General features: G+C 64.9%; 24 protein-coding genes. 10 read left to right on the top strand and 14 right to left on the bottom strand.

The genetic code is table 11. From position 1 onward, the window contains the following. Nucleotides 1-108 precede the first annotated feature (108 nt). The 9 genes from L8F45_RS29905 (at nt 109) to L8F45_RS29865 (ending at nt 10,363) form a co-directional block, all read left to right on the top strand. Nucleotides 109-471 (top strand): hypothetical protein, encoded by a 363-nt coding sequence (locus L8F45_RS29905; protein WP_342364330.1) that lies wholly within the window; start codon nt 109-111, stop codon nt 469-471. 350 nt (nt 472-821) lie between these two features. Beyond that, nucleotides 822-2,339 (top strand): ABC transporter substrate-binding protein, encoded by a 1,518-nt coding sequence (locus L8F45_RS29900; protein ID WP_342364329.1) that lies wholly within the window; start codon nt 822-824, stop codon nt 2,337-2,339. After that, on the top strand, nt 2,336-3,289 hold the full coding sequence (locus L8F45_RS29895; protein WP_342364328.1) for an ABC transporter permease: 954 nt from the start codon (nt 2,336-2,338) through the stop codon (nt 3,287-3,289). Before L8F45_RS29900 ends, L8F45_RS29895 begins: the two co-directional genes overlap by 4 nt. Continuing rightward, entirely contained in the window at nt 3,286-5,130 is a 1,845-nt protein-coding gene (locus L8F45_RS29890) for a dipeptide/oligopeptide/nickel ABC transporter permease/ATP-binding protein (RefSeq protein ID WP_342364327.1), read from the top strand. Before L8F45_RS29895 ends, L8F45_RS29890 begins: the two co-directional genes overlap by 4 nt. Further along, the gene (locus tag L8F45_RS29885) at nt 5,127-6,116 is read left to right on the top strand and encodes an ABC transporter ATP-binding protein (RefSeq protein ID WP_342364326.1); all 990 of its coding nucleotides are present in this window, start codon (nt 5,127-5,129) and stop codon (nt 6,114-6,116) included. Before L8F45_RS29890 ends, L8F45_RS29885 begins: the two co-directional genes overlap by 4 nt. A gap of 43 nt (nt 6,117-6,159) precedes the next feature. Next, nucleotides 6,160-6,984, top strand: coding sequence for a creatininase family protein (locus L8F45_RS29880; protein ID WP_342364325.1), 825 nt, complete (start codon nt 6,160-6,162; stop codon nt 6,982-6,984). A 35-nt stretch (nt 6,985-7,019) separates the two neighbouring features. Continuing rightward, nucleotides 7,020-7,697, top strand: a complete 678-nt coding sequence (locus tag L8F45_RS29875) for an RraA family protein (protein WP_342364324.1) — start codon at nt 7,020-7,022, stop codon at nt 7,695-7,697. Nucleotide 7,698: 1 nt separating this feature from the next. After that, on the top strand, nt 7,699-9,372 hold the full coding sequence (ggt, locus tag L8F45_RS29870; RefSeq protein ID WP_342364323.1) for a gamma-glutamyltransferase: 1,674 nt from the start codon (nt 7,699-7,701) through the stop codon (nt 9,370-9,372). Between the two features lie 19 nt (nt 9,373-9,391). Then, a complete protein-coding gene (locus tag L8F45_RS29865) occupies nt 9,392-10,363 on the top strand; it encodes an NAD(P)-dependent oxidoreductase (protein ID WP_342364322.1) in 972 nt (323 codons plus the stop codon). Between the two features lie 257 nt (nt 10,364-10,620). Here L8F45_RS29865 and L8F45_RS29860 read toward each other — a convergent pair whose 3' ends face one another. The 5 genes from L8F45_RS29860 to L8F45_RS29840 are packed head-to-tail and all read right to left on the bottom strand — an operon-like array spanning nt 10,621 to nt 16,324. Then, complete coding sequence (locus L8F45_RS29860) at nt 10,621-11,742, bottom strand: pyridoxal phosphate-dependent aminotransferase (RefSeq protein WP_342364321.1); 1,122 nt, start codon at nt 11,740-11,742, stop codon at nt 10,621-10,623. 24 nt (nt 11,743-11,766) lie between these two features. Beyond that, a complete protein-coding gene (locus L8F45_RS29855; RefSeq protein WP_342364320.1) occupies nt 11,767-12,747 on the bottom strand; it encodes a ketopantoate reductase family protein in 981 nt (326 codons plus the stop codon). Next, on the bottom strand, nt 12,744-15,026 hold the full coding sequence (locus L8F45_RS29850; RefSeq protein WP_342364319.1) for a virulence factor: 2,283 nt from the start codon (nt 15,024-15,026) through the stop codon (nt 12,744-12,746). Before L8F45_RS29850 ends, L8F45_RS29855 begins: the two co-directional genes overlap by 4 nt. A gap of 9 nt (nt 15,027-15,035) precedes the next feature. After that, nucleotides 15,036-15,632, bottom strand: a complete 597-nt coding sequence (locus L8F45_RS29845) for a DUF1638 domain-containing protein (RefSeq protein ID WP_342364318.1) — start codon at nt 15,630-15,632, stop codon at nt 15,036-15,038. After that, nucleotides 15,629-16,324 (bottom strand): corrinoid protein, encoded by a 696-nt coding sequence (locus tag L8F45_RS29840; RefSeq protein WP_342364317.1) that lies wholly within the window; start codon nt 16,322-16,324, stop codon nt 15,629-15,631. The genes L8F45_RS29845 and L8F45_RS29840 overlap by 4 nt, the downstream gene beginning before the upstream one ends. A 157-nt stretch (nt 16,325-16,481) precedes the next feature. Between L8F45_RS29840 and L8F45_RS29835 the strand changes: the two genes are divergently transcribed. Continuing rightward, nucleotides 16,482-17,438, top strand: a complete 957-nt coding sequence (locus L8F45_RS29835; protein ID WP_342364316.1) for a fatty acid desaturase — start codon at nt 16,482-16,484, stop codon at nt 17,436-17,438. Here L8F45_RS29835 and L8F45_RS29830 read toward each other — a convergent pair. From L8F45_RS29830 to L8F45_RS29790, 9 genes are read right to left on the bottom strand one after another with little or no spacing between them, the layout of a single operon-like run. Beyond that, nucleotides 17,420-18,232 (bottom strand): phosphate/phosphite/phosphonate ABC transporter substrate-binding protein, encoded by an 813-nt coding sequence (locus L8F45_RS29830; RefSeq protein WP_342364315.1) that lies wholly within the window; start codon nt 18,230-18,232, stop codon nt 17,420-17,422. The two genes, L8F45_RS29835 and L8F45_RS29830, sit on opposite strands and share 19 nt — an antisense overlap. After that, complete coding sequence (locus L8F45_RS29825) at nt 18,229-19,230, bottom strand: ornithine cyclodeaminase family protein (protein WP_342364409.1); 1,002 nt, start codon at nt 19,228-19,230, stop codon at nt 18,229-18,231. Before L8F45_RS29825 ends, L8F45_RS29830 begins: the two co-directional genes overlap by 4 nt. A gap of 27 nt (nt 19,231-19,257) precedes the next feature. Continuing rightward, complete coding sequence (locus L8F45_RS29820; RefSeq protein WP_342364314.1) at nt 19,258-20,442, bottom strand: mandelate racemase/muconate lactonizing enzyme family protein; 1,185 nt, start codon at nt 20,440-20,442, stop codon at nt 19,258-19,260. Continuing rightward, on the bottom strand, nt 20,439-21,434 hold the full coding sequence (locus L8F45_RS29815) for an Ldh family oxidoreductase (protein WP_342364313.1): 996 nt from the start codon (nt 21,432-21,434) through the stop codon (nt 20,439-20,441). Before L8F45_RS29815 ends, L8F45_RS29820 begins: the two co-directional genes overlap by 4 nt. After that, nucleotides 21,434-22,393: an oligopeptide/dipeptide ABC transporter ATP-binding protein gene (locus tag L8F45_RS29810; protein ID WP_342364312.1), complete on the bottom strand. Its 960-nt coding sequence runs from the start codon at nt 22,391-22,393 to the stop codon at nt 21,434-21,436. The genes L8F45_RS29815 and L8F45_RS29810 overlap by 1 nt, the downstream gene beginning before the upstream one ends. Then, the gene (locus L8F45_RS29805; protein ID WP_342364311.1) at nt 22,393-23,373 is read right to left on the bottom strand and encodes an ABC transporter ATP-binding protein; all 981 of its coding nucleotides are present in this window, start codon (nt 23,371-23,373) and stop codon (nt 22,393-22,395) included. Before L8F45_RS29805 ends, L8F45_RS29810 begins: the two co-directional genes overlap by 1 nt. Then, complete coding sequence (locus L8F45_RS29800; RefSeq protein WP_342364310.1) at nt 23,370-24,224, bottom strand: ABC transporter permease; 855 nt, start codon at nt 24,222-24,224, stop codon at nt 23,370-23,372. Before L8F45_RS29800 ends, L8F45_RS29805 begins: the two co-directional genes overlap by 4 nt. Continuing rightward, complete coding sequence (locus L8F45_RS29795) at nt 24,221-25,192, bottom strand: ABC transporter permease (protein WP_342364309.1); 972 nt, start codon at nt 25,190-25,192, stop codon at nt 24,221-24,223. Before L8F45_RS29795 ends, L8F45_RS29800 begins: the two co-directional genes overlap by 4 nt. Before the next feature lie 32 nt (nt 25,193-25,224). Beyond that, nucleotides 25,225-26,781: an ABC transporter substrate-binding protein gene (locus L8F45_RS29790; protein WP_342364308.1), complete on the bottom strand. Its 1,557-nt coding sequence runs from the start codon at nt 26,779-26,781 to the stop codon at nt 25,225-25,227.

Raw genomic sequence — 26,781 nt, 5'->3', positions numbered from 1 at the left:
TAGTCGATTTCATCAGGCCTGTTCCCTTGGGAACATTCGCCCGCCGAGCCGCTCGCTAATTCCCTCATGCCGCTGACGAGAGGTCACGCGGATTGAGGAGCGAAAACCATGACTGCCTTCCAGACTGGCGCCGCCCGCGACGGCTTCAGCGATGTCGAAACCGACTTCAGCCAGGTCCGCTTCGTGAAGAAGCACACCAAGCTCAAGCACGAAACTCTCATGAGCCTCGCGCAATCCTATTTCGGCGCGGCCAATCTCTGGCCGATGATCTGGATGGACAACGAATTCATCGACAACCCCACCTCCGTTCCCGACGGCGCGCCACTGTTGATCCGCCGGGGAGATCGCATCAACGCATCGGATCGCTCGGAGGCGATCAGGATCGCGAATGTCTGGCTGCTCAATCCGGGCCAGCGCGGCGTCATGGTCGCCCAGCGCCGGCGCGACATCATGGCCCGGCGCGCTGCCTGATCGCGCTCCGGCCTCGCCCTGTCTGCGAGCTGGAAGAAGCGTGGCGCCGCCGCGCGGACCGCCAGCTCCGGACTCGCATCTTGCGCGACTCTTCCGTCGGGGCGGCTGAGCCATCATGCAGGCCCAGCCTCCCGCGCCAGCGCAACGATGAATTTCGACATAGTGGCGCTCTGAACTCTTCACCCCGTTCCGGTTTTTGAAACGGCGCATCCCGCGAAGCGCAATGCAGCATTGCGCCTCCGCGCCGCGCGTGGCGTGCGGGTTGCTTAAGGCGCGGAGATTGTCTTTCTCCTGCGCGGGCCTATGATCCCGGCGCACGAGGTTCAGCAGGCTCCGAGGGGATGAGTTCGATGATGATCTCGCGAAGGGCGCTTGTGCAAGGCGCCGCCGCTGTGCCGTTTCTGTCGATCCCCGGCCGAGCGCAGCGCTCCGCCGGAATCCTCCGCTACGGCCTCTCCGCCTTTCCGCCCAATCTCCAGCCCTGGGTCAGCACCGGCGCCGCCGCGGGCACGGTGAAGCTGCTGATTCACCGCAGCCTCGTGGCATATGATTCCAAGGGCCAGCTGCGCGGCGAACTCGCGACGTCATGGTCGATCGACGAAAAGGGCGCATGGGTGTTCAAGCTGCGCCAGGGCGCGGTCTTCCATAATGGCGACCCGGTCACGGCCGAAGATGTGAAATGGTCGATCGAGCAGATCGGCGGCGAAAAATCGACCGCCTATATGCGCGCGCCGTTCCAGAGCATTTCGGCGGTCGAAATTCCGGATCCGCAAACGGTTCGTCTCGTCACGAAGGAGCCGCTCGCAACGCTTCCGACCTGGTTTGCGAACTACAACACATTCGTTCTCTCGCGGAAATCGACGGCGAATGAGCCGATCGGCTGCGGTCCGTTCCGCATCGCAGCGCAGGAGCGCGGCACTTCGATTGAGCTCGCGCCCTTCGATAAATTCTACAAGCCCGGCTTCCCCAAGCTGAAGGGCATCAAGTTCGTCGTCTATGCCGACGACAATCTGCGGCAGGCCGCGCTGATGTCGGGCGACGTCGACATCATCGAATATGTCCCGTGGCAATCCATGGCCGCCATCGAGAAGGAGCCGCGACTGAAGCTCGACACGGTCGAGGGCCCGTTCATGTGCGTGCTCTTCAACGCGTCGAAACCGCCCTTCAACGATCCGCGCGTCCGCCGCGCCGTCGCGCATGCGGTGAAGCGCGACGACATCGTGAAAGCCGCCTTCTTCGGCCGCGGCAAACCGCTCGAAGGAATTCCGATCACGCCGGGCACGCCCTGGTTCGATGAAAAACTCGCCCAGGGCTGGAACTATGATCCGGCGCGCGCCAAGGCGCTGCTGGCGGAAGCGGGCTACGCCAACGGCATTCAGGCGACGATGCTGGCGACGGCGCAGTACGGCATGCACAAGGACACCGCCGAAGTGACGCAGCAATATCTCGCCGCGGTCGGCATCCAGTGCGAGCTCAAACTGCCGGACTGGCCGACGCGCGTGAATATGGGCGGCCGCGGACAATATGATCTCGCGATCCACGGCCTCTCTGGCGACAGCAACGATCCCGATGGGCTGACGCCCTATCTCGATACCTCGCAACCCGCGAACTATTCGCGATCCTTTGGCTTGAGCGCGCCGCGCACCAAGGAGCTGATGGATCGCGGCCGCGCCGAATTCGATCTCGCAAAGCGCGTGGCGATCTACAAGGATATGCAGCGCGCGGCGCTCGAAGAGGTTCCGATGGCGGGGCTTGCCTGGCGCGAGCAGGGCTTCGGCATGGACAAGAGCGTCAAGGGCTTCTCCAACCTGCCCGGCGCGCTCACGACTTCATCAGGCGGCACGCTTGAGGAGACGTCGTTCGGATGACGCGCTGGCTCATCCGGCGCGTTCTCGTCTCCATAGCGCTGGCCTGGATCGTCGCGACGATCGTCTTCATGGCGTTGCATCTCGTGCCGGGCGATCCGGCCGAGTTGCTGCTGTCGACCGGCGGCGTCTCCGCCGATCCGACGGCGGTGGCGGAATTGCGCGAGAAGCTCGGCCTCGAACGGCCGCTGCTCGATCAATATGTCTCGTTTCTCACCGGTCTGACGCGCGGCGATCTCGGCAATTCGTTGGTCGATGATTATCCCGTGACCAGCGAGATCGCGCTGCGCCTGCCGCGCACGCTTGAACTCATCTTCGCGGGGACGATCATCGCCGTGCTGATCGGCGTGCCCGGCGGCGCCTATGCGGCGCTGCATCGCGGCGGCGCGTTCGATCGCATCGCCTCGGCGACGGCGGCGTTTCTGCTCGCGGTTCCCGTGTTCGTGCTCGGCACGCTGCTGGTGCTCTTGCTCGCGCAGACATTGCGATTGATGCCGGCCGGCGGCTACACCCCGATCGCGCAGAACGCGACGCAGCATTTCACCTTGCTCGCGCTTCCCGCCGTCGCGATCGCGAAGGGCCTGGCCGCGATCGTCTTCCGCATGACGCGCGCCTCCGTGCTCGATGCTTTGTCGCGCGATTTCGTACGCACCGCGCGCGCCAAGGGATTGTCGCCCACCCGCGTGCTTGTGCGGCATGTGCTGCGCAATGCGTTGACGCCGGTGCTGACTGTGCTCGGCCTGCAGATGGGCACGCTGCTCGGCGGCACTGTGCTCGTCGAATATGTCTTCAACTGGCCCGGACTTTCGACGCCGCTGCTGCGCGCGGTCGAAGCGCGCGATTATCCCATGGTGGTCGGCATCGTGCTGACGATCTCCGGCCTGTTCCTGCTCATCAACCTGATCATGGATATTCTCTACGCCGTGCTCGATCCCCGGGTGCGCGCGTCATGAAGAAGCTGTGGGCGCCAGGCGCCTTCGTCGCCCTCATCATCCTCGTCGCGATCGCGGCGCCGCTCCTCGGCCTCGCCGATCCCGTGAAGCAGGATGTGGCGCGCAGATTGTCCGGCTCGCAGCCGGGATCATGGCTCGGGCGCGACGAATTCGGGCGCGACGTGCTCTCGCGCTTGATCTGGGGGGCGCGCACGAGTCTCGCCGTCGCCTTCGCCTCCTCGATCATCGCCGGCGTCGCGGGAACCGCGCTCGGTCTTCTCGGCGGCTGGTTTCGCGGGCTCGGCGAACTGCTCGCCGTGCGCAGCATGGACATCATTCTCTGCTTTCCTCCCGTGCTGCTGGCGTTGCTCGTGGTCACGCTCCTTGGCCCCGGCGCCGGCACGCTGATCCTCGTTCTCTCCGTGCTCTATCTCCCCGGCTTCGTGCGCGTCGCCTACGCTGAAGCGCTGTCGGCGCGCAGTCACGATTATGTCGAGGCGGTGCGCGCGCTTGGCGCGCCGACGGGACGCATCCTGTTGCGCACGCTGCTGCCGAACATCGCCGGCCCCGTGCTCGTGCAGCTCTCGCTCGCGGTCGCCGCCGCCGTGGTGCTCGAAAGCGGCCTCTCCTTCCTCGGTCTCGGCGTCGTTCCGCCGGCGCCGTCATGGGGCCTGATGATCCGCGGCGCACGCGCCACCATGGAGCAGGCGCCGATGCTGCTCGTCTGGCCCTGCGCGGCGCTGACGCTGACCATCCTCGCGATGAACATCCTGTGCGACGCGCTGCGCGACGCGGTCGATCCGCGCACGCCGGCGGCGCGGCCGAAGCTTCGCCTCATCGATCGCATCCTGCCGGGGCTTGCGCCGCCGGCGCGCAGCGAAGGCGCGACGCTCGCGGTCAATGATCTCACGATCGAAGTCGACACGCCGCGCGGGCGCATCAAGCCGGTGGAGGAGATCAGCCTCTCCGTGAAATCGGGCGAGACGCTGGCGATCGTCGGCGAAAGCGGCTCCGGCAAATCGCTGACCGCGCTCGCGGCGATGGGGCTTCTGCCGCCCGTGGCGCGGCCGGTTTCAGGCTCGGCATGGTTCGGCGAGTCCAATCTGCTGCGATTGAGCGAGCCCGAGATGCGCAAACTGCGCGGCGGCGCGATCGCGATGATCTTCCAGGACCCGATGTCGAGCCTCAATCCCGTGCATCGCGCCGGCGATCAGGTGGTCGAAGCGATTCTCGCCCATCGCGAAATGTCGCGCGACGCGGCGCGCGCGGAGGCGCTGTCATTGTTCAAGCGCGTCGGCATCGCCGACCCCGAAAGGCGCCTCGGCAATTATCCGCACGAGATGTCGGGCGGCATGAAGCAGCGCGTGATGATCGCCATGGCGCTGGCGAACCGTCCCGCTTTGTTGATCGCCGACGAGCCGACGACCGCGCTCGACGTCACCGTGCAGGCGCAGATTCTCGATCTGCTGATGGAGTTGAAACGCGAGACCGGCACGGCGCTGATCTTCATCACCCACAGTCTCAGCGTCGTCGCCGAGATCGCGGATCGCGTCACCGTGATGTACGCCGGGCAAGTGGTCGAGGAAGGCCTTGTCGATGACGTCTTCCGCGAGCCGCTGCATCCCTACACCAGCGCGCTGCTGGCCGCGTCTCCCGAGAGCGGCGAGACGCTCGCCGGCATTCCCGGCGTCGTGCCGCAGCCGCATGCGTTTCCCGTGGGCTGCCGTTTCGCGCCGCGCTGCGCCCATGCGATTCCCGCCTGCTCTGCGGCGCCGGTTCCGCTGACGCAGGCGCAGCCCGGTCGCCGCACGCGCTGCATCCGCTGGAATGAATTGACGCTCGCGAAGGACGCCGCCGCATGAGCGATCTTGTGTCCGCCGCGCAGCCGCTCGTCGAAGCGAAATCCGTCTCCAAGAGCTACGCCATCGGCGGCATGTTCACGCGCGGCCGCACGCTGCAGGCGGTGCGCGCCGTCGACGCCGATGTCGCGCGCGGCGAAACGGTCGGCGTCGTCGGCGAATCCGGATCGGGCAAGAGCACGCTCGGACGGCTGATGCTCGGCCTCACGCCTGCGACTGAAGGCTCCGTGCGTTTCGACGGCAAGCCGCTCGAAGCCTTGTCGCGCGCCGAGCTGCGTCGCCAGCGCCGCCGCATGCAGATCGTGTTTCAGGACCCGTTCGGCAGCCTCGATCCGCGCCGTCGCGTCGGCGCGCAGATTGAGGACGGGCTCGCAATTCACGGCGTCGTGCCACAGCGCGACCGCAAGACGCGCGTGAGCGAATTGCTGGAGAAGGTCGGTCTCGATCCCGCCCATGCGCAGCGCTTCCCGCATGAATTCTCTGGCGGCCAGCGCCAGCGCATCGGCATCGCGCGCGCGCTCTCGACAGGCCCCGACTTCATCGTCGCCGACGAGCCGGTCAGCGCGCTCGATGTTTCGATCCAGGCGCAGATCGTGCAGTTGATGGCCGATCTCCGCAGCGAGTTGGGACTCGCGATGCTGTTCATCAGCCACGACCTCTCGATCGTGCGCTATCTCTGCCACCGCGTCATCGTGATGTATCTCGGCCGCGTGATGGAGGAAGGTCCGGCCGAGGAGATTTTCTCCGCGCCGGCGCATCCCTACACGCGCGCGCTGATCTCAGCGACGCCGCGTCTCCATCGCGCCCAGCGTGCGAAGCGCATTCTGCTCGCCGGCGATCCGCCGAGCCCGTCCAACCCGCCTTCCGGCTGCGTCTTCCGCACGCGCTGCGCCCATGCGGTCGCGCGTTGCGCGGAAACGGCGCCGGAGCTCAGGCCGTTCGGCGACGCGCGACGCGTCGCCTGCATCAGAGCCGAAGAGATCGGCTGATTCCCTCGCCTCTTCTATCGGGCGTTTTCAAAGGAGCCTCGTCATGGCCGCTCACACCAATCCGAAAGTCCATATGGGCACGCTGACCGGCGGCGAAGGGCGCGAGCTCTACAAGCAGAATCCGATCGTGCTGCTGCCCATGGGCAGCCATGAGGATCAGGGACCGCATGCGCCCATGGGCGATTATCTCCTCGCCGAGAAGATCGCCGAGCTTGCCGCGCTGCGCGCCACTGCGAACGGCGTGCGCACGGTGGTTGCGCCCGTGCTGCCCTTCGGTGGCGCTGATTATTTCGGGCAGATGCCTGGCGGCATCGCCATCTCGCAGGCGACGCTGACCAGCGTCCTCGTCGACATGTTCGAGTCGCTTGAGCGCCACGGCCTCAATCGCCTCATCATCATCAACGGCCATGGCGGCAATGTCGGACCGATCGCCGAAGTGACGCGTGAACTCTATCGCCATGAAGGCCGGCTGATTCCGAGCCTCTATCTCTGGCGCATCGGCTACGGGCTCCTGCCCAAGATCGTCGGCGCGGAAAAGTCGGTGAAGGTGTCGGGCCATGGCGCCGATCCGCTCTCCAGCATCGGCATGCATCTGTTCCCCGAGCTGATGCGCCCCGATCTCATTCCCGAGGCGAAGCCCTTGAAGCGGGATCCCGTGCTTGACCTGCCTTTCATGCAGCTCGGCGCTGCGAATTTTGAAGGCGCGGAAGTCGGCATGCCGAACGAATATGACGATGTTTACTGGGCGGGCGTTGGCAAGGGCGATCCGCGCCTGTGCTCGAAGGAAACCGGCGCCGCGCTCACCGAACAGCTCACCGAAATCTGCGCGCGGTTCGTGAAGCATTTTTCGGAGAAGGTCCCGGCGTAAGCCGCAGCCTTCTCAACAACGATTAAGGACACGCCATGCCTGATTATCGCATCGAGCCGATGCCGGCGCAGCTCAGCGCCGCTTTGGTCACGAAGCTCCTGAAAGTGGAGACCGCGACTGTCGGCCACTCCCAGCATTGGGGCTTCATGGACCGGCGCATCCAGCCGCTGCTGCCGCGTCGCCGCATCGCCGGCCCCGCGGTGACGCTCGCAATCCCCGGACAGGATTCGACGCTGCTGCATCACACGCTCGGCCTCTTGCGGCCGGGCGACATTCTCGTCGTCGACCGCCTTGGCGACGACAAGCATGCCTGCTGGGGCGGCGGCGTCACCGTGGCTGCGAAAGCCGCCGGCGCCGCAGGCGGAATCGTCGATGGCCCCTGCACCGATCTTACGGAAATTCAGGACTCTGATTTCCCGATGTGGTGCCGCGGCATGTCGCCGATCACGACGCGCCTCTACAATCTCGGCGGCACGCTCAACCTGCCAATCTCCTGCGGCAACGTGACGGTGAAGGCCGGCGACGTCATCATCGCCGATGAATCGGGCGTGCTCGTGCTGCCGCCTGACGAAGCCGAGGCGATCGCCGACGCCGCCATCGCGCGGCAGGAGCGCGGCGAGAAAACGCAGGACCGCGTGAAGGCGGGCGAGAAGCTCGGCGACATCTCCGGCGCGACCAAGATGGTGCTCGAAGCGATGAAGGCGGCGTCGTGACATGAGCGCGTCGCCTCCCCCGCGCGTCGCGAATTTCACGTTGGAGAAGAAGCCGGCGATCGGCTCAAAGGGGATGGTCGTCACCAACCATCCTCTCGCCTCCGCCGCCGGCGCCGAAATCATGCTCGGCGGCGGCAACGCCATCGATGCGGCGATCGCGGCCCTGTTCACGCTCACTGTCGTCGAGCCGATGATGGTCGGCGTGCTCGGCGGCGGCATCCAGCATATCCGCCTCGCCAATGGCGCCCATCACATCCTCGACAATATGAGCCCGGCGCCGCTGGCGGCGCGTGCCGATATGTATGAATGCCTGTCGGATGATCTCGCGACGATGCGCGACACGCGCGACCGAGAGAATGTCGTCGGGATCAAGGCGATCGCCTCTCCTGCGAATCTCGCCGGCTGGTGCGAGTCGCTTCAGCGTTTCGGCACGCTGCCGCTCGCCGACGTGATCGCGCCTGCGATCCGCTACGCCGAGCGCGGCTATGTCGTGACGCCCTATCTCTCCGCCTGCGTGCGCGATTGCGCCGCCGATCTTGCGAAGGATTCCGGTCTCGCGAAAATGTTCCTGCCCGGCGGCGCGCCGATCGAAGCCGGCGCGCGTCTCATTCAATCCGATTACGCGCAGAGCCTCAAACTGATCGCGGAGAAAGGCGCCGCCGCGCTCTACAAGGGCGCGCTCGGCGAGGCGCTGACCTCGCACATGGCGAAAAGCGGCGGCCTCATCACGCAGGCCGATCTCGACGCCTATCGCGTGATCGAGCGCGAGGCCGTGCGCGGAACCTATCGCGGCTTTGAAATTCTGGGACCGCCGCCGCCGTCTTCATCGGGCGTGCATATCGTCCAGATGCTCAACATCCTCGAAGCCTATGACGTGCGCGGCATGGGCTTCGGCTCGACGGATGCGATTCATCTGCTGGCCGAAGCTTTGAAGATCGCCTTCGCCGATCGCGCCGCGGCGACGGCCGATCCTGCCTTCGTCAAGGTTCCGGTCGATCGACTGATCTCGAAAACCTATGCCGACGAGCGTCGCGCGCTGATCGATTTCAGGCGCGCACAGAGCTGGAGCGCCGGCGTCGAGCGCGGCGAATCCTTCAACACCACTCACGTCACCGTCGCCGACTCCTCAGGCAATGTCGTCTCGGCGACGCAGACGATCAACGGGCTGTTCGGCGCCTGCGTGCAGGTGCCCGGCACGGGCATGATCGCCAACAACTACATGTATAACTTCGATCCGCATCCCGGCCGCGCTTTGTCGATCGCGCCAGGCAAGCGCGTCTTCACCTCCATGGCGCCGATGATGGCGTTGAAGAAAGGCAAGATCGCCTTTGCGCTGGGCTTGCCAGGCGCGCTGCGCATCTTCCCCTCGGCGATGCAGGCGATCGTCAATGTCATCGATCACGGCATGTCGCTGCAGGAAGCGGTCGAAGCGCCGCGCGTCTGGACCGAGGGCGGCGTGCTCGAACTGGAACATGCGATTCCGGACAGCGTCGCGAATGAGCTGACCGCGCGCGGCCATCGCATCGTGCGCTCGGGCCGCATCGCCGGCGGCATGAATGCGATCGGTTTCAACGATGATGAGACGCTGACAGGCGCCGCCTGCTGGCGCGCCGACGGCACGCCGGTCGCCATATCAGGCGGCCTCGCGCGGCCGGGCGTGACCTTCAATATCTGATCTGAAGCAAGAGACTGAAATGACCGAAACCGTTGTGATGCTCGATATGATGCCCGAAACGCGGGCGAACGAAATCAGGCCCTATGTGCCCGAAGGCATGGTCTTCACCCACGGCACCGCGCGCGGCGACGAGCATATGAAGGAGATCATCGCGAACGCCGACTATGCGATCGCCGGGCAGGTCGCCGTCAGCGGCGACGTGCTGCGCGCCGGCAAGAAACTGAAGCTGGTGCACAAATGGGGCGTCGGCGTCGACAATATCGATCTCAAGACCGCGAAAGAGCTTGGCGTGAAAATCGCGCGCACCACGGGCAGCAATGCGGTGCCGGTGGCGGAGTTCGCGCTCGGCCTCGCTTTCGCGGCGCTGCGCGGCATCGCCCATGGCAACGCCGTGCTGAAGACCGGCGAATGGCGCGGCCCCGCCGGCCTGCCGAACAAGACCTTTCTCCTCAGCGGCAAGACAGTCGGCATCATCGGCTTTGGCGCCATCGGGCAAGCGCTGGCGCGCATCCTGCGCGGCTTCGGCTGCACCGTGCTCTACAACAAGCGCTCGCGCCTGAAGGCTGAGGAAGAGCAGGAATTGAACGCGACCTGGGCCAGCGTCGCCGACATTCTCTCGCGCTCAGATCTCGTCTCGCTCAACTGCCCGCTGACCGATCAGACCGCGAACCTGATCAACAAGACGTCGCTGCAGACGATGAAGAAAACCGCCGTGCTGGTGAATGTGGCGCGCGGCGGCATCGTCGTGGAAGAGGATCTGATTTGGGCGCTGAAGAACAAGGTCATCACAGCCGCAGCGATGGACGTGTTCGAGACGGAGCCGCTTCCGTCAGACAGCCCGCTGCTTCAGCCGCTCGACAATCTCGTGGTGACGCCGCATCTCGCGGCCATCGCCGCCGATATTTTCGAGCCGTCGATCAAGCGCATCTTCCACAACATGCTCTGCGTCTCGCGCGGCGAGCCCGTGCCGGAAAAAGATCTGGTGGTGTGAGAGATTCCGACTTCAGTTCGGGAATCCAGAGATATTGTCGCTTCGCGATTTTTCCGCTGGGCCCCGGACACGGTTCCGCTCCACTTCGTTTCGCTGCACCGTTCCGGGGACGGAGACAGCTTCAAGGTTTCGAGGTGAAGCTGTCTCCGTCCCCGGTTTCATGAAGTGAGCGAAGCGAACGGAATGAAGACCGGGGCCCAGCGCAAGAAGTGGCGAAGCCTCGGCACAACGGCCGAAATAGAATAAGCCGGCTTCGCTCAAGCCTTCGCCAGCTCTTCCCTCACCGTCTCAAGCACGGCGTCTGAATCAGCCGCCGTGCCGATCGACATGCGCAGCGCGCCGTTCGGCCCGCGCCAGGGCATCGCCTGCGCGAGCAAACCCTTCGCCGCGAGCGCGGAGGCGAAAGCCGCAGCCGGCTTCGCCGCCGGAATCGCCATGATGAAGTTCGTCGCCGACGGCAGCACGTTGAAGCCGAGCTGACGGAAGCCGCCGGCGAGCCGATCGCGCTCCTGCGACACCGTGCGCACGATCTTTTCGTGATAATCGCGATCATCGACCGCCGCGCACGCCGCCGCCAGCGCGATGCGGCCGACGATGAAGCTTGGGCGCGATTTCGCCAGCGCTTCAGCGATGCTCTTGTCGCTCGAATAGGAATAGCCGACGCGGAAGCCGGCGAGCGAATAGGCCTTCGATAGAGTGCGCGTGATGATCCAGGCGCCCTTGCGTTCGCGCACAATGTCGAGCGCATCGACGCCGCCGGCGAAACGGCCGAACTCGAAATAGGCTTCGTCGATCAGCAGCACGACGTCTTCAGGCACAGCTTTCGCCAGCGCCTGCAATTCCTCGCGCGAGGACGGACCGCCTGTCGGATTGTTCGGCGAGCACATATAGACGAGCCGCGTGCGCGGCGTGATGGCGGCGATCATCGCGTCCATGTCCGTGACGCCGTCATCGCGCACGGGCACTTCGATTTTCTTCGCGCCCGTCAGCACGACGCCGCGGCCGCAGGTCACAAAGGTCGGCGTCGCCATGACAGCTTCATCGCCAGGACCGACCGTCGCCAGCGTCGCTGCGATGAGCAGATCGCCGCTGCCATTGCCGAACGTCATGACGTCCTTCGATACGCCGGTCATGCGCGACAAGCGATCGGCAAGCGCGGTGCAGGCGAAATCGGGATAATAGGCGCCGTCGCGCGCAGCCGCCGTCACGGCCTCGATCACGCGCGGCGAAGGCGGCAGCGGCGACTCGTTGAGATGCAGCCGGCGCAGCTTCGGATCGAGCTTGAGATCGGGCTCGGGCGGCGAAGGCGGCGCGCCAAGCGGAACGCCGATGACGCGTTCATGCAGCGGAGAGCGGAGCGAAGGCGAAGCGTCGTTCATGGGTCGGAGCCTTGTGAAAAATATTCAACGTGTCGCGACATGCGAACGTTCGGCGGCGAGCGCGCCGATCGTCTCGATCATCGCGGTCGGCGCATTGACGAGCTTGCCGACCTCGACGACCGCGTTGACGATCGCGCCGAGTTCGAGCGCGCGGCCGGCTTCGAAATCCTGCAGCATCGAGGTCTTCACGCCCTTCATCAACGGCGAGAGCTTCAGCCTCTCCTCGAGATCGAACGTTCCGGGAATGCCGACCGCCTTAGCAACTGCGACCGCCTCCTCCATCATCAGGCGCAGAAGGCGCGCGAGCGGCGGATGCTCGGCCATGCGGTCCATCGTGGCGTTGGCGACGACCGACAGCGGATTATAAGTCACGTTGCCGAGCAGCTTCTGCCAGAGCGCATGGCGAATGTCGGTTGCAGCTTCGCCATCGAAATCGGCTGATTTGAGCAGCTTCACCAGCGCATTGACGCGATCGCTATTCGCGGGACTTTCCAGCGGCTCGCCGAGCACCAGCCGCTTGCGGCCGTTCCAGCGCACGCGCGCCGAGGTCTCGCGCTCCGCCGCGATATAGACGACGCAGCCGATCACCTGGCTCATCGGGATTGCGGCGCGCAGCTTGCGATCGGGATCGACGGAGGCGAGATCGCGCCCCTGCCATGCCCCGCCGAACCCCTGGAAAAACCACCATGGCACGCCGTTGAGCATCGGCACGATCAGCGTGTCCGGCCCGATCAACGGCGTCACCGCGGAGAGGCCGTCCGGCCAGTCATGCGCCTTGAAACCGACGAAGACGATATCCTGCACGCCGAGCGACGCCGCATCGTCGGTGACGGCAATGGGAACCGACTGCCCCGCATTGGGGCCGACCACTGTCAGCCCCTCCCGCATGATCGCGGCCGCCGTCGCGGGCCGCGCCACCAGGCTGGGTCCGAGGCCGGCGCGGGCGAGATGCCAGGCGAGCACGCTCGCCACGGCGCCTGGGCCTACAATCGCAATCTTGATCACTGCGCGCGTCTCCGTCGCGTTCTCACCGGGGTTGTTGCTTCGGGCAGACGGACGGCCGCCGCAAGATGGGGGAAGGCGTCCGAGCCATGCGGAAGCGCCATGGCGGCGACGAAATGGGCCTGAAATCCGGGCTCGATCGCCGTCTCCACCTTCTCGATCCGTCGCACCGCGTCCGCGATTTCGCGCCGCGCCGCGGCGTTGAGCAAAGCAATCCGCGCGCCATGGCCAGCGGCGTTGCCGACGGCGCTGACGCGATCGAGCGCGCAGTCCGGCGTGAGGCCAAGCACCATCGCATGCAGGGGATCGATGTGCGAGCCGAAGGCGCCGGCGAGCTTGATGCGCTCGACCTTGTCGACGCCCATACGATCCATCAGCAGGCGCGCGCCGGCGTAGAGCGCAGCCTTCGCAAGCTGGATCGCGCGCACATCCTGCTGCGTGATCACGATCGGCTTCGCGCCGTCGCGCAGGAGGTAGGAGAAAGTGCGATCCTCCGCGACGACGCGCGGCGTGCGCGACGCCATCTCGCCATCAATCACGCCATCGGAGCGAATGAGGCCGGCGAGAAACATTTCCGCCAGCGCCTCGATGATTCCGGAGCCACAAATGCCGGTCACGCCGGTCGCCCGCGCGGCGTCCTCGAAGCCGGGTTCATCGGACCAGAGATCGCTGCCGATGATCCGGTAGCGCGGCTCAAGCGTGTCGCGATCGATGCGCACGCGCTCGATGGCGCCGGGCGCGGCGCGCTGGCCGGACGTGATCTGCGCGCCCTCGAAGGCCGGGCCCGTCGGCGAAGAACAGGCGAGAACTTTCCGCTTGTCTCCCAGCAATATCTCGGCGTTGGTGCCGACATCGACGATCAGCGTCAGCTCTTCCGACTTGTGTGGCACCTCCGACAGAACGACGGCGCTGGCGTCGGCGCCGACATGGCCGGCGATGCAGGGCAGGAGATGGATGAAAGCGCCCAGCGCAATCGCGACGCCGACATCGCGCGCGGGAACATCGACGGGACCGTCCACTGCAAGCGCGAACGGCGCGCCGCCGAGTTCAACGGGATCGACGCCAAGGAAGAGATGATGCATGATCGGATTTCCCACCACGACCATCTCGACAATGTCGTCGCGCGACAGCTTCGCTTCATCAGCCGCGCGCGCGATGAGCCCGTTCACCGCCTCGCGCGCGACACGCGTCAGCTCCGCCGCGCCGCCCGCATTCAGCATCGCGTAGGAGACGCGGCTCATCAGGTCCTCGCCGAACCTGATCTGCGGATTCATCACACCTGACGATGCGAGCGTCTCGCCGCTGGCGAGATCGCAGAGATGGGCGGCGATCGTCGTCGAGCCGATATCGACAGCGGCGCCCACAATCCTTTCCTTGAGGCCGGGATAGAGCGCGACGAGATCGCGGCCGTTGCGGATCGCGGCGGTGACGCGCCATTCGCCGGCGCGCAGGATCGCCTGCAATCCCGGCAGCAGCGCCGGCGGAATATTGACCGCCTCAAGATTCCACTGCGCTGCAAGCGCTTCCTGCAACCGTCGCGCATCACTCGCGGGCTCGTGCATGTCGGGTTGCGCCACCTCGACATAGTGGAGATGGACAACGGGGTCGACCTCGATCGCGCGCTCGTCGGCCGATTTGCGCACGATCTGGCGATGCGCCTGACTATCCGGCGGCACATCGATCACCACATCGCCGCAGAGGAAGGTCTGGCAGCCGAGGCGGCGGCCCGCGCCGAGCGCGCCGCGCTTTGCGACATAACGCGCCTCGACCGCATTGACGGGCGTGACATGCGCGGCTGCGGACGCGACGCCGAGCTTGGCGTATTCGCCTTCGCCGATCACCACCTGACAGCGACCGCAGATGCCGCGGCCGCCGCAGACGCTGTCGAGATCGACGCCCTCGGCGCGCGCGATGGACAGAATATCCTTGCCTGCCGCATGCCGGCCGCGCTTGCCCGAGGGCGAGAAGAACACGAAATGTTCCGGCGTTTCGCGGCCGCCCGACTCGACCAGCGATTTCAACCGCTCCTGCGGATAATCCTTCTCAAGCCGCTCCGCGCAGTCGCGCGCGATGTCTTCGAGTTCGCCGATCGCCTCGATCGGATCGGCGCGACGCCAGTCGGCGAGATAGGCGTCGCTGTCGCGCCCACCGGCGCGCATTGCAGTCCTATCGATCGCTTCCTGAAAGCGCGGCGAGAGTTCGCGCTTCGCCGCGGTGCGCCCCTGCTTCGCCAGCACCTGAGCCGGAATATCCCGCCAGTAGATAATGATCAGGTCGGCCAAGGAAAAATCTCACGCGTGCGCGGCGAGAAACCGGTCGACGCCGGCGAGCCCCGTCGGAACGATCTCAAGCGGCAATTCAAGTTTTCGCGCCGCCGCAGCGGCTTTTCGCTCCAGCGCAGCGTCCGACGCCTGCGCGAGATAGACCACGCGACGATAATGCCGGAAATAGTCGCCGCGCAATTCGGGATGACGATCGAGCCCGAGCCCACGCCACACCAGCCGGTCGAAATGACGCACGAGGAAATCGGTGAGGAAGAAGGAGCCAACCTCCTTCTCCATCATCGCGTCGAAACGATCGAGACCGGCATAGAAGGCGTAGCAATGCGCGCCTTCTATGCGCTCGACTCTCTCTTCTTCCAGCACGGCGTCGAGCAGCCCGCCTGTGCCGCAATCACCATAGAGACAGAGAATCCGGTCGTAGCTCGCGCGCGCTTTCACGATGCGCCGGCGCACGGCTTCCGGAATTTCAGACGGGCGATTGTGCAAGGTCGCCGGCAGGCACGTCACGTCGAGATGCGTCCAGCCATTCGCTTCTTTCACCGCGAGGAATTCGCGCGCCAGCGCGCCGCAGGCGATGACGAGCGTCTTCGCCTGGCGCTCGCTCATAGCGCGGGCCTGCGCGCGCCTTGCGTCAGCAGGCGCTTCGCCGTCTCGACGGTGACCGCCGCATCGCGGCAATAGGCGTCGGCGCCGATCGATTCCGCGAACTGCTCGTTCACCGGCGCGCCGCCAACAAGCACGATCACGTCGCTGCGCTTGCCCTTCGTTTTCAGCGCCTCGATGACGGTCTTCATGTAGGGCATGGTCGTCGTCAGCAGCGCCGACATGCCGAGAATATCGGGCCGGTGCGCTTCGAGCGCGTCGAGGAAGCTTTCGACCGACGTGTTGATGCCGAGATCGACGACCTCGAAGCCCGCGCCCTCCATCATCATGCAGACGAGATTCTTGCCGATGTCATGGATGTCGCCCTTCACCGTGCCGATCACCATCTTGCCGATCTTGGGAGCGCCGGTTTCGGCGAGCAGCGGGCGCAGGATCGCCATGCCCGCCTTCATGGCGTTCGCTGCCATCAGCACCTCGGGCACGAACAGGATGCCGTCGCGGAAATCCTCGCCGACGATGCGCATGCCCTCGACCAGCGCTTTCGTCAGCGTGTCGTAGGGCGTCCAGCCGCGCTTCAGGAGAATGTTGACGCCCTCGACCACCTCGTCCTTGAGGCCGTCATAGAGGTCCTGATGCATCTGCTCCGTCAGTTCGGAGTCGGTGAGCGCGTTAAGATCGATTTCGTCGTCAGCCATGGATCAATCCTTCGGCCCGCAGCCGAAGCCTGTGGATTAGCGCAGCGCCCGCGAGGGGTCGAGAAGGATTACAATTCAACCTTTCCGCATCGCGATTCGACTTGATTTTCAAGGCGTTTAATGGCGTCTTCAGGAGCGACGCAGAGGTCGTCCTGTAATGGATTCGCTTGGCGACTACAGACGCAACGCGCCGGTCGAATGGCCGACCCTGGCGCTCTTCGCCGCCATCTATCTCTCTTTCGCCGCCCTCACCTTCTTCCACGCCGCGATCCCGCTCTGGCTCTGGCTGCCCCTCGCCGCCTGGACCTCCGCCTGGTGGGGCTCGGCGCAGCATGAGGCGCTGCACGGCCATCCCACCCGCATCCGCGCCATCAACACCGCGCTGGCGACGGCTCCCTTCTGGCTCTGGATGCCGTTCGAGCGCTACCGCGACACCCACCTCACCCATCATCGGGACGAACGGCTGACCGACCCGCTCGACGACCCTGAAAGCCGCTACTGGACGCCGAACGGCTGGCGCGAGCTTGGCCCCTTCGGGCAGAAGCTTGTCGACTGGCAGGCGACGCTCGCCGGCCGCCTCATCATCGGCCCGGTCTGGTCGATGTGGCGCTTCTGCGTCGACGAGCTTCACAGGATCATGGCGGGCGACCGCAAGGTCGCGCGTATCTGGGCGCACCATCTCATATGGGTCGCGCTGCTGATGGCCTGGGTGATCGGCGTGTGCCGCATGCCGCTGTGGCTCTATCTCCTCGGCTTCGTCTATCTCGGCACGTCGCTCGCGCTGGTGCGCTCCTTCGCCGAGCATCGCGCCCATGACGAGGTGGAAAAGCGCACGGCGATCGTCGAGAATAGCGCGATTTTCGGCCTGCTGTTCCTGCACAACAATCTGCATGTCGTGCATCATCGCTGGCCGACCGTTCCCTGGTATCGGCTGCCGCAGGTTTATCGCGCCCATCGCGACGAGGTGCTCGCGCTGAATGGCGGCCTTGTCTATGCCGGCTATCGCGACGTGTTCCGCCGCTTCCTGTTCCGCGCCCATGACGCGCCGCTGCATCCGCGCGGACGCGCGCCGTTGCGCGAGGAAACGCCCGCGCCTCATGCGGGGAACGTATAGTTCGCGGCCTTCGCTTCCGCGTCCCAGCGAAGCGTAGCTGCGAAATCTTCCTGCTTCACCGGCGCAAACCCTCTGATCAGCAATGCTTCGCCCAGCGGCGGAAACCAATCGCGCGACGACGCCGCGGCGAAAGCGGCGCGCAAGCGCTCGATCATCTCCGCCGGCATCCCTGCAGACGCGACGAAGGCCGGCGCCGGCGCAAGCGCGGTTGATTCCAGAATGCGAACGCCTGATGTCAGCTCCGGCTTGTATTTCGCGATCAGCGCGTGCCAGTAGCCATCGAGCGGCCCGACATCGATCGAACCATCGAGCACGGAATCGAGAATCTTCCGCGCCGTCACCAGAGGACCGATAGCCTCGCGATAGAGCTTCGGACGCTCATGCGTGCGATAATTCATGAGATGGCGGCGCAGCGCGTTGAAGCCGGAATGGGAATGTTCGACCGTCCAGCCGAGACGGCCGCCAAACGTATCCGCGAGCGTTTTGTAAGGCGCGTCCTTCCGCACGATGAGATCGGAGCGATAGGCCGCGCGACCCTCGGCCCAATCGAGCGCAAGAACAGGCGCAGCGAGCGGCGCGACATCGGCCATGCGCAGCGCGATGGGATAGCCGCACATCTGCACCGCCCCGAGATCGCCGCGCGACCATAAATCCTCAAGCGGCTGCGGCGCGGGATAGGGCATGTAATCGAACGCGACGCCGGCGTCCTCGGTGACGCGCGCGATCAATTCGCGCCATGCGGCCTCCGCCTCCGGCGCGACCGCATACATCCGCGCATTGGCGATGAAACTCATGCGAAACGCAGCCTCTGGCCCACACCCATCTTCGCGCCTTTCGTCAACATAGCGTGGCCGAGCGCGATGTCGGACAGTGACAGGCCGCGATGCCAGAACAGGATCGTTTCATCGTCGCGCTCGCGGCCGGGCTTCAATCCCGCCGCAACCTGTCCGATCTCGGCGTGATAGCGGCCTTCATGCAATTTTCCTGCATCGAAGAGAGGCTTCAGCGCGCCGAATTGACCGGCGCGCGCCTGACCGAAATCATCCATGAGGAACTTGTCGGCGATATCAGCGAGCGACAATTCGACCGCGCTCATGGTGCCGTAAGGCATGACAAGCGCGCCCTTCTTGATCCATTCGGTTTTCAGAAGCGGCTCGGGCTTCGTCAGACGCGAGGCCTCGACGACGATATCGGCGCCGCGCACGCAGCTCTCCCAGTCGTCGGTGACGATGATTTTCTTGTTGAGGTCCTTCGACAGCCGCTCGCCGAACGCGTCGCGGCTCTCCTTGCGCCGGGAATGGACGCGGATTTCCTCGAAATTGAACATCTTGTCCATCAGCCGCACGTTCCAGTAGGCGGTGCCGCGCGCGCCAATATGGCCGAGGATTTTTGCATCTCGTTTCGCCAGATATTTCGCGCCGATCGCCGTCACGGCGCCGGTGCGCATATCGGTGATGGCGGACGCGTCGATGATCGCCTTGGGCACGCCGATATGGCGATCGAACAGGAGAAGCAGCGCAAGTTCAGAAGGAAGCTTGTGGAGATAATTGTCGTAGAAATCCGACACCACTTTCACGCCGGCGGAATCCACCTCGCCGCCGAGCGATCCACGCAGCACGTTGAAATGGCCGCGCGCCACCTTCGGCTCAAGATGCATGCGCGGCTCGATGACAGCCTCGCCGCGCCCCTGCGTCTTGAGCTGATCCTCGATGGCGGCGAGCACCTCGTCATCGGTGATGTCGAGCGCCTCGACGTCGAACCTGTTCATGTAGGTGACGTAGAGCGGCGGCATGATCGCATATTCGTCCATGGCGTTTCCTCAGCGCAGCGGAAGCCGGCGGAATATTCCCGGCCGGTCAGGATCGTGGAACTTGTCGTAAGGGCCGTGATCGACGAACAGCCTGTGGCAGTGAGCGAGCTTCTCGCGCGACAAGGTCACGCCAAGGCCAGGCTTTTCGGGAACCGCGACGACATTATTTTTGGGCCTGAACGGGCCTTCCTCGATCACGTCGAGCGGCTGCATGCGGAACAGCGACTGCGACGGTTCGCGAATATGCTGATGCGCGGCAGCGAGATGGAGATAGGCTGCGCTCGCGATGCCGCTGTCGCCGGAATAGCACCAGAAATCGACGCCCATCTGCTCGCAGGCGCCGATGAACCGCAGCGTGCGATTGATCCCGCCATGCACATTGACGTCGGTGCAGATCGCATCGGGAACGCCGAGCGCGACCGCGCGGCGAAGATCGGGCGTATGCGCGGAGAAGCGGATCGAGGTGTGGCGCCTCAGCCGCGCCATGTCCTCGAACTGCGCCACCGGATCCTCCCAGCAGCGGATATTCAAAGGCTCAATCGCGCGCGCCAGCCGCAGGGCTTCGGTGAAGGAGTAGGCCTTGTTGGAATCGATGCGCAGCATTGCGTCAGGAAGTTTGGCGCGCAGCAGTTCGAGCATGCGGATCGACGGCGCGGGATCCACCGTGGAGAACTTGCCCTCGAACATCGTGGTCCCATGCTCTTCGGAGAGTCGCAGGCAATAATCGACCACTTCCTCCGGCGTCGACTCGCCGCCTGCTCCGTTCGCGCGCTCGCGGAACGCGAAGTAATCGGTGAAGGCGATCTCCTTGCGATGCGCGCCGCCGAACAGCTCATAGAGCGGCTTGCCCCACGCCTTGCCCCTGATGTCCCACAGCGCCATTTCGATCGCGCCAAAGGCGCGGATCAGCGGGAGATCGACATCGGTCGCTCCGACGCCACGCCAGCTTGGCAGGGAGAGAAGTTCGGCGCCCTGGATATCGATGGGGTCGCGGCCGATGAGCCGCGGCGCGAACACATTCAGGATCGTCGCGACATTCGCCGGCGACGGCCCTTCGCCACGCCCAACGATTCCATCCGATGTCTCGATTTCGACGATCGTCTTGGAGAAGCCGGCGAGCGAACCGTAGGACCAGAGATAGGGCGCTTCGAGCGGAATATTCACCGGCGTCGCGCGAATGGCGACGATCTTCATGGCGAGGTCGCGCTCCTGATGCGCGCGATCAGCGCATCATCGACAGCGCAGCCTTCTTTCGCCGCGCGTTCGCGCGCGATGAGGCGCCTGGCGCCGGGCGCGCGCGCGCCTTCTCCGGTCATGGCTTCGACAAGCATGGCTATGCGATCGACAAAACCCGGCGCGAAGGCGTCGGGATCGAACAGAATGAAATGCTGCCCGACTTCCGGCGGCGGCCCTTCCGCGATGGCGTAGGGATGCACATTCATGGAGAGATTGGCGCCGGTGAGCGCAGCGCCGAGAAGCTCCACCAGCAGCGCGATGTTGGCGCCTTTCACGCCGCCGAACGGCGCCATCGATCCTTTCAAAGCTTCCGCCGCATTGGTCGTCGCGCGACCTTCTGAATCAAATGCCCAGTGCGACGGAATTGATTCTTCTTTCCCGGCGGCGGCCACCAACGCCACTTTGGTCACCACAGTTGAGGATTGATCGACGACGAGCGGCGGCGCGCCCATGCGCGGCGCGGCGAAGGCCAGCGGATTGGTGCCGAAGATTTTTCTCTTCCCGCCCCATGCCGCCATGTTTGGCGGCGAATTGGTGAAGGCGAGCGCGACCAATCCGCGCGTCGCGATATCCTCAACGGGATGACCGAGCACGCCGATGGAATAGGAACGCGTGATCGCGAGTGAAGCGACGCCACAGGCGCGCGCGGCTTCGACCGCTTGCTCAAACCCGGCATCGAAAGCGGGGTGCGCAAAGCCTCTGCCGGCGTCGATCGTCACGAGCGCGGCGCGCGGATGGCTCACCTGCGGCGTCGCAGCGCCGTCAACTTTTCTGGAATGGAGATGCTGGAGATAAAGCGGGAGATAGCCGAGGCCCACCGAGCGCATGTCGTCAGCTTCGGCGCGCCGCACGGAGCGCGCCACCGGCCGCGCCTGCGCTTCCGATGCGCCAGCTTCGACAAGCGCGTTAAACGCAAGCGTCTCGATCTCGTCAAGCGACATCTGCGGCATCAGGCGCGCGCTCCCGCAGCCGTCATCGCGAAGGGGAAATGGCAGCGCACGCGCCTGCTGTTCTCGATGTCGACAAGCGCCGGCTCTTCGCTCTTGCAGCGCGCTTCCGCGATCGGACAGCGCGTATGGAAGCGACATCCCGACGGCGGATTGACGACGCTTGGAATTTCCCCCTGCAACACGATGCGCGACTTGCGCTTCGCGGGATCGACGGACGGGTTCGTGGAGAGCAGCGCCACCGTGTAGGGATGCGCCGGACGATGGAACATCGCCGCCGTGTCGCTCTCCTCGACGATTTGGCCGAGATACATCACCGCCGTCCGATGGGTGACGCGCCTGATCACATTGAGATTGTGGCTGACGAGCAAATAGGTCAGCGAAAATTCGCGCTGCAAATCGAGCAGGAGATTGAGCAGTTCGCCCTGCACCGACACATCGAGCCCGGCGGTGGGCTCATCGGCGACGATCAGCTCCGGCTCCATGACAAGCGCGCGCGCCACGCCGACGCGGCGCGCCTGCCCGCCCGAGATCTGATGCGGGAATTTGTCGAGCAGGTCGTTCGGCAGACCGAGCCGCTTGAGAATATGCGTCAGCCGCGTCCAACTCTCCGCCTTTGGCAGATTGTGGATCAGGATCGGCTCTTCGAGAGTGCGCCTGAGCAGCATGCGCGGCGACAGCGACGCGACCGCATCCTGCAACAGCATCTGCGCGCGCCTGCGAAACGCGCGCGCGTCGCTTGCAATCAGCGAGCCGATCTCCTTGCCTTCGAGCGCGACGGAACCCGTGGCGGGCGTCAATCCGATCAGCACGCGGCAGAGCGTCGTCTTGCCCGAACCGGACTCGCCGACAAGCCCGAGAATTTCGCCCTTCTCGATCGTCAGCGTGACATCATCGAGCGCGCGCACGCGGCCGCCAAACAGCACCGAGACGCGATCGAAGGCGACGAGCGGCGTCGCCATCACGCGATCTCCTCGAAGCGATGGCACGCGGCCACTCGCGCCTCGCCGGAAGGCCGCGGCCGGGGCGTTTCATTTCGACAACGATCAACCGCATGCGAACAGCGTGGCGCAAAGATGCAGGCCTCCTTGTTCGAGACGGGATCAGGCACTTCGCCGGGAATCGAGATCAGGCGCCCCTCATGCCCGTCATCCTCGATCTCGCAGCTCAAGAGCGCGATCGTGTAGGGATGCTTCGGCTTCGCCAGCACATCGGCGACGGGGCCGGCTTCGACGACCGAGCCGCCATACATCACGCAGACGTCATCGCAGAGCTGCGCCACGAGACCGAGATGATGCGAGATGAAGACGATCGAGCCTGAAATCTCGCGGCGCAAATCCTCAAGCAGCGACACGATCTGTGCTTCAACCGTCGCATCGAGCGCGGTCGTCGGTTCATCCGCGAGCAGGAGATCGGGCCGGGTGAGCAACGCCATCGCGATCATCACGCGCTGACGCATGCCGCCGGAAAGCTGATGCGGATAGGCTTTCAGCCGCATCGCCGCATCGGGAATGCCGACCTTCTTCAGCATCTCCTCGGCGCGGCGCAACGCTTCGTGCCGCGAGAGATCAGGATCGCGCCGCTGAGCCACGTCGACGAGATGCGTGCCGATGGTGAACAGCGGATTGAGCGCCGTCATCGGGTCCTGGAAGATCATGGCGATGCGCACGCCGCGCAGCGCCTGCATCTCGCTCGCGCTGAGAGCGAGAAGATCAACGCCGTCGAAATCGATCTGGCCGCTGACGCCCGAAATATTCGCAGACATCAGGCCGAGCAGGCAGGAAGCCAGCGTCGATTTGCCCGATCCGGATTCGCCGACCACGCCGAGAATGCGGCCGCGACCGATCTCGAGATCGATGCCGCGCAGGATATGCGCGACGCCGCGCGACGTCTTCGCCTCGAGCCTGAGATTGCGAATGGCGACCAGCGGCTCAGCCATCATCGCCCCCGCCCGATGCGCGGATCGACGGCGTCGCGCAGCGATTCGCCGAACAGCGTGAAGCCGAGCGTCGCGATCGCGAGCACGAGGCTCGACACCACGACCGGCGTCCAGCTGTCGGAGAGATATTGATAGCCGTCCTGGATCAGCACGCCCCAGCTCGCGAGCGGCGGCCTGACACCAAGCCCGAGAAAAGAGAGCCCCGCCTCGATCGTGATGACGACGGGAATATCCATCGAGGCCAGCACGATCAGCGGTCCGATGATATTCGGCAGAATGTGATGGACGACGACGCGCGACCCGGACGCGCCGAGAATGCGCTCAGCTTCAAGAAAGGGCGCGCTGCGCAACGTGAGCGTTTGCGCGCGCGCCACCTGGCCGAAATGCGGCGTCAGCGTGATCGCGACGATCACGACGACGATCGACGCGGAAGGTCCGAACACGGCGACGATGGCGAGCGCGAGAACAAGGCTCGGAAAGGACAGGATCACCTCGAAGGCGATCAGCACGAAACGCTCCGAGCGCGGCGGCAAATACGCCGCAAGGACGCCAAGCATCGTGCCCGCGCTCAAGGCGAGCGCGATCGCCGACAGCGCCACCGTCATCGCGATCGAGGCGCCATAAACGACGCGTGAATAGAGATCGCGGCCGAGATGATCGGCGCCGAGCCAGTGCGCGCGCGAGGGCGGCGCAAAACGATTCATGATGTCGAGCTGATCGGGATCATGGGTCGCAACCCATGGCGCGAACACCGCCGCGGCGACCACCAGGATCACGATGACGAAGCCGACGGCGCCCGAAAAATTCTGACAGACGCGCCTGAGGATCGCGGGCGCCTCGCGCAGCGCATTCATTTCGCCGCGCCCTGCGCGCCGCGCCTGATGCGCGGATCGATGGCGGAATAGGAGAGATCGACGATCAGATTGACGACAACGAAGATCGCGACGACGACAAGCACCGAGCCTTGCACGACTGGATAATTGCGCGAGGACACTGCGCCATAGATCAGGCGGCCGAGGCCCGGCCGCGCGAACACGATCTCGACGAAGACCGCGCCCGTCATCAGACGGCCAATGCCCATGCCGAGAATTGCGATGGTGGGAATGCAGGCGTTCTTCAGCGCATATTTGTAGGTGACGAGCCGTTCCGACAGGCCATAGGCGCGCGACGTGCGGATGAAATTCTCGCCCAGAGTCTCCAGCATCGAGGTGCGCACGAGCCGCGCGATGAAACCGATCCATCCCGCCGAGATCGACAAAGTCGGCAGGATCAGCCGCTTGAACTGGTCGAACAGATCGTTCTCGTTGCCGGCGCCAAGCACCGGCAGCCAGTCGAGCCAGATCGAAAAGATCAGCAGCAGGAAGATCGCGATGACGAAGCTCGGCACCGCGATGAAGGACACCGACATGAAGGCCAGCGCATGATCGAGCGCCGAGCCGCGATGGGTCGCGGCGAACACGCCAAGCGGCACGCCGAGCAGCACCGCGAGCCCGATCGCGCTGAAGATCAGGATGAAGGTGTAGGGGATCGCCGCGCCAACCATGCTGGCGACGCTGCGGCCCGACACGACATCGATGCCGAGATCGCCGCGCAGCACCGCGCCAAAGAATTTCACGAGCCGGATCGGAACCGGCTCGTTGAGGCCCATATCCTCGATGAACTTCTTCGCATATTCCGGCGTCGCCTGCGGCCCCAGCAGCGTGACTGCGGGATCGCCCGGGACGATGGTCGAGAGCGTGAACAGCAGCAGCATCGCCCCGACGATGATGAGAATCGTCGTGACGAGTCGGCTGAGCACATAGCGCGCCGTATCACTCTGCACCCAGCCCCTCATCTTGCTTGTCGCGCGCGAACTCAGGACGTGGCCGCGCCGAAGCTGTCATACTGCCAGTCGATCCAGCCCGGCACCGCGGAAGGTTTCAGCCAGGAGCGATGGGCGAGGAAATTCACCTCATTCGTCAGCCAGACGAAGGCGGACGTCTTGTCCATCAGCTTCTGCGCCTCGACGACTTCCTGCACGCGCTTGGCCTGATCGAGTTCGGCCGCCGCATCATTGAACAGCTTTTCGAACTCGGGGCTCGACCAGCGCTGCCAGTTCCAGTCGCCGATCTGCGTCGGCACGAACCACTGCATGATGAAATTCGGATCATGCTTGCCATTGAAGCGCAGCAGGAAGAGATCGAGATTCTTGCCGGTGTCGCCCTTGCCGGCCGACCAGTAAGTGCCGCCTTCCTGCGCATCGACTTCGAGCGTGACGCCGATCTCCTGCAGCAGCGCGCGCGCCACCAGCGCCATGTTCTGATAGACGGGCTGGTTGAGGATGAGCAGCTTCAGCTTGAGGTTCGTCTGCCCCGCTTCCTGCAGCAGCTTCTTCGCTTCGGCGACATTGCGCTTGTAAACCGGCGCATTCTTCCAGTGGCCGAGAATCTGCGGCGGCAGCAGCGTGTTGAGCCGCGGCGCCTTGCCGTTATAGGCGGCGAGCAGCATCTGATCGACATCGAGGCCGAGCCGGATCGCCTGGCGCACGCGCAGATCGGTGAGCGGCGCCTTCTCCATGTTCATGCCGATCCAGAGATAGGCGATGCTCGGCTGCTCGGTGATGCTCAATCCAGAAACGCCGCGCAGCGGCTCGGCGACGGAAGGCGGCAGCACGGCGAAATCAAGCTCGCCGGAGCGCAGCGCAAGCTCCGTCGTCTTGGGATCGGAGATGAAGCGCACCGCGATCTCGTCGAAGAACGGCTTCGCGCCGGTGAAGGCCGCGTTGCGTTTCAGCACGCCGCCCTTCTGCTTCTCCATCGAGACGAGCTGATAGGGGCCGGAGCCGACAGGCTTCGTGTTGTGACCGATGCCGCGCTCCATCGTCGCCTTCTTTGAGACGATGCAGCCGGAGACGTCGCCGATCGCGATGTTGAAGAGATTGGCGCGCGGCTTCGAGAGCACGATGCGGCCGGCGTATTGCCCTGTCGTCTCGACGCGATCGAGATAGACCCAGTCGCCCTTGTAGGGACCCGCCTGACGTCCCGGCTCGGGCGCGAGGCCGATGCGCTCGAAGGAGAATTTCACATCCTCAGCGGTCATCTCGCCATAGCCGTCGGTGAACATCTGGCCGGGCTTCAACCGGAAATCGATCATCGTCGGCGAGGTCTGCGTGATCTCGGCCGCGGCGTCGTTCTCGAGCTCGGCGGAATTCGGCTTCTGCTTCACGAGACGCTGGAACACGGTGCGTGCCACGTTGCCGTCCCACGGGCCGGTGCGATAAGCGGGATCGATCGCATCGAGGTCGCGATCGATGCGCACGGCGATATTCGATTTGGTCTGCGCCTGCGCGGTTGACTGGCTTTCAAGCGCGCCCGCCAAACCGGCGGCGGCCGCGCCGGCGAGCATCTGGCGACGATCAAACTGCGATGTCAT

Origin of the sequence: Terrirubrum flagellatum (assembly GCF_022059845.1) — a bacterium.
GTDB classification, from domain to species: Bacteria; Pseudomonadota; Alphaproteobacteria; order Rhizobiales; family Beijerinckiaceae; genus Terrirubrum; species Terrirubrum flagellatum.
Note: the sequence above shows the minus strand (reverse complement) of the source record. Positions and strands in the feature narration are given on the sequence as shown.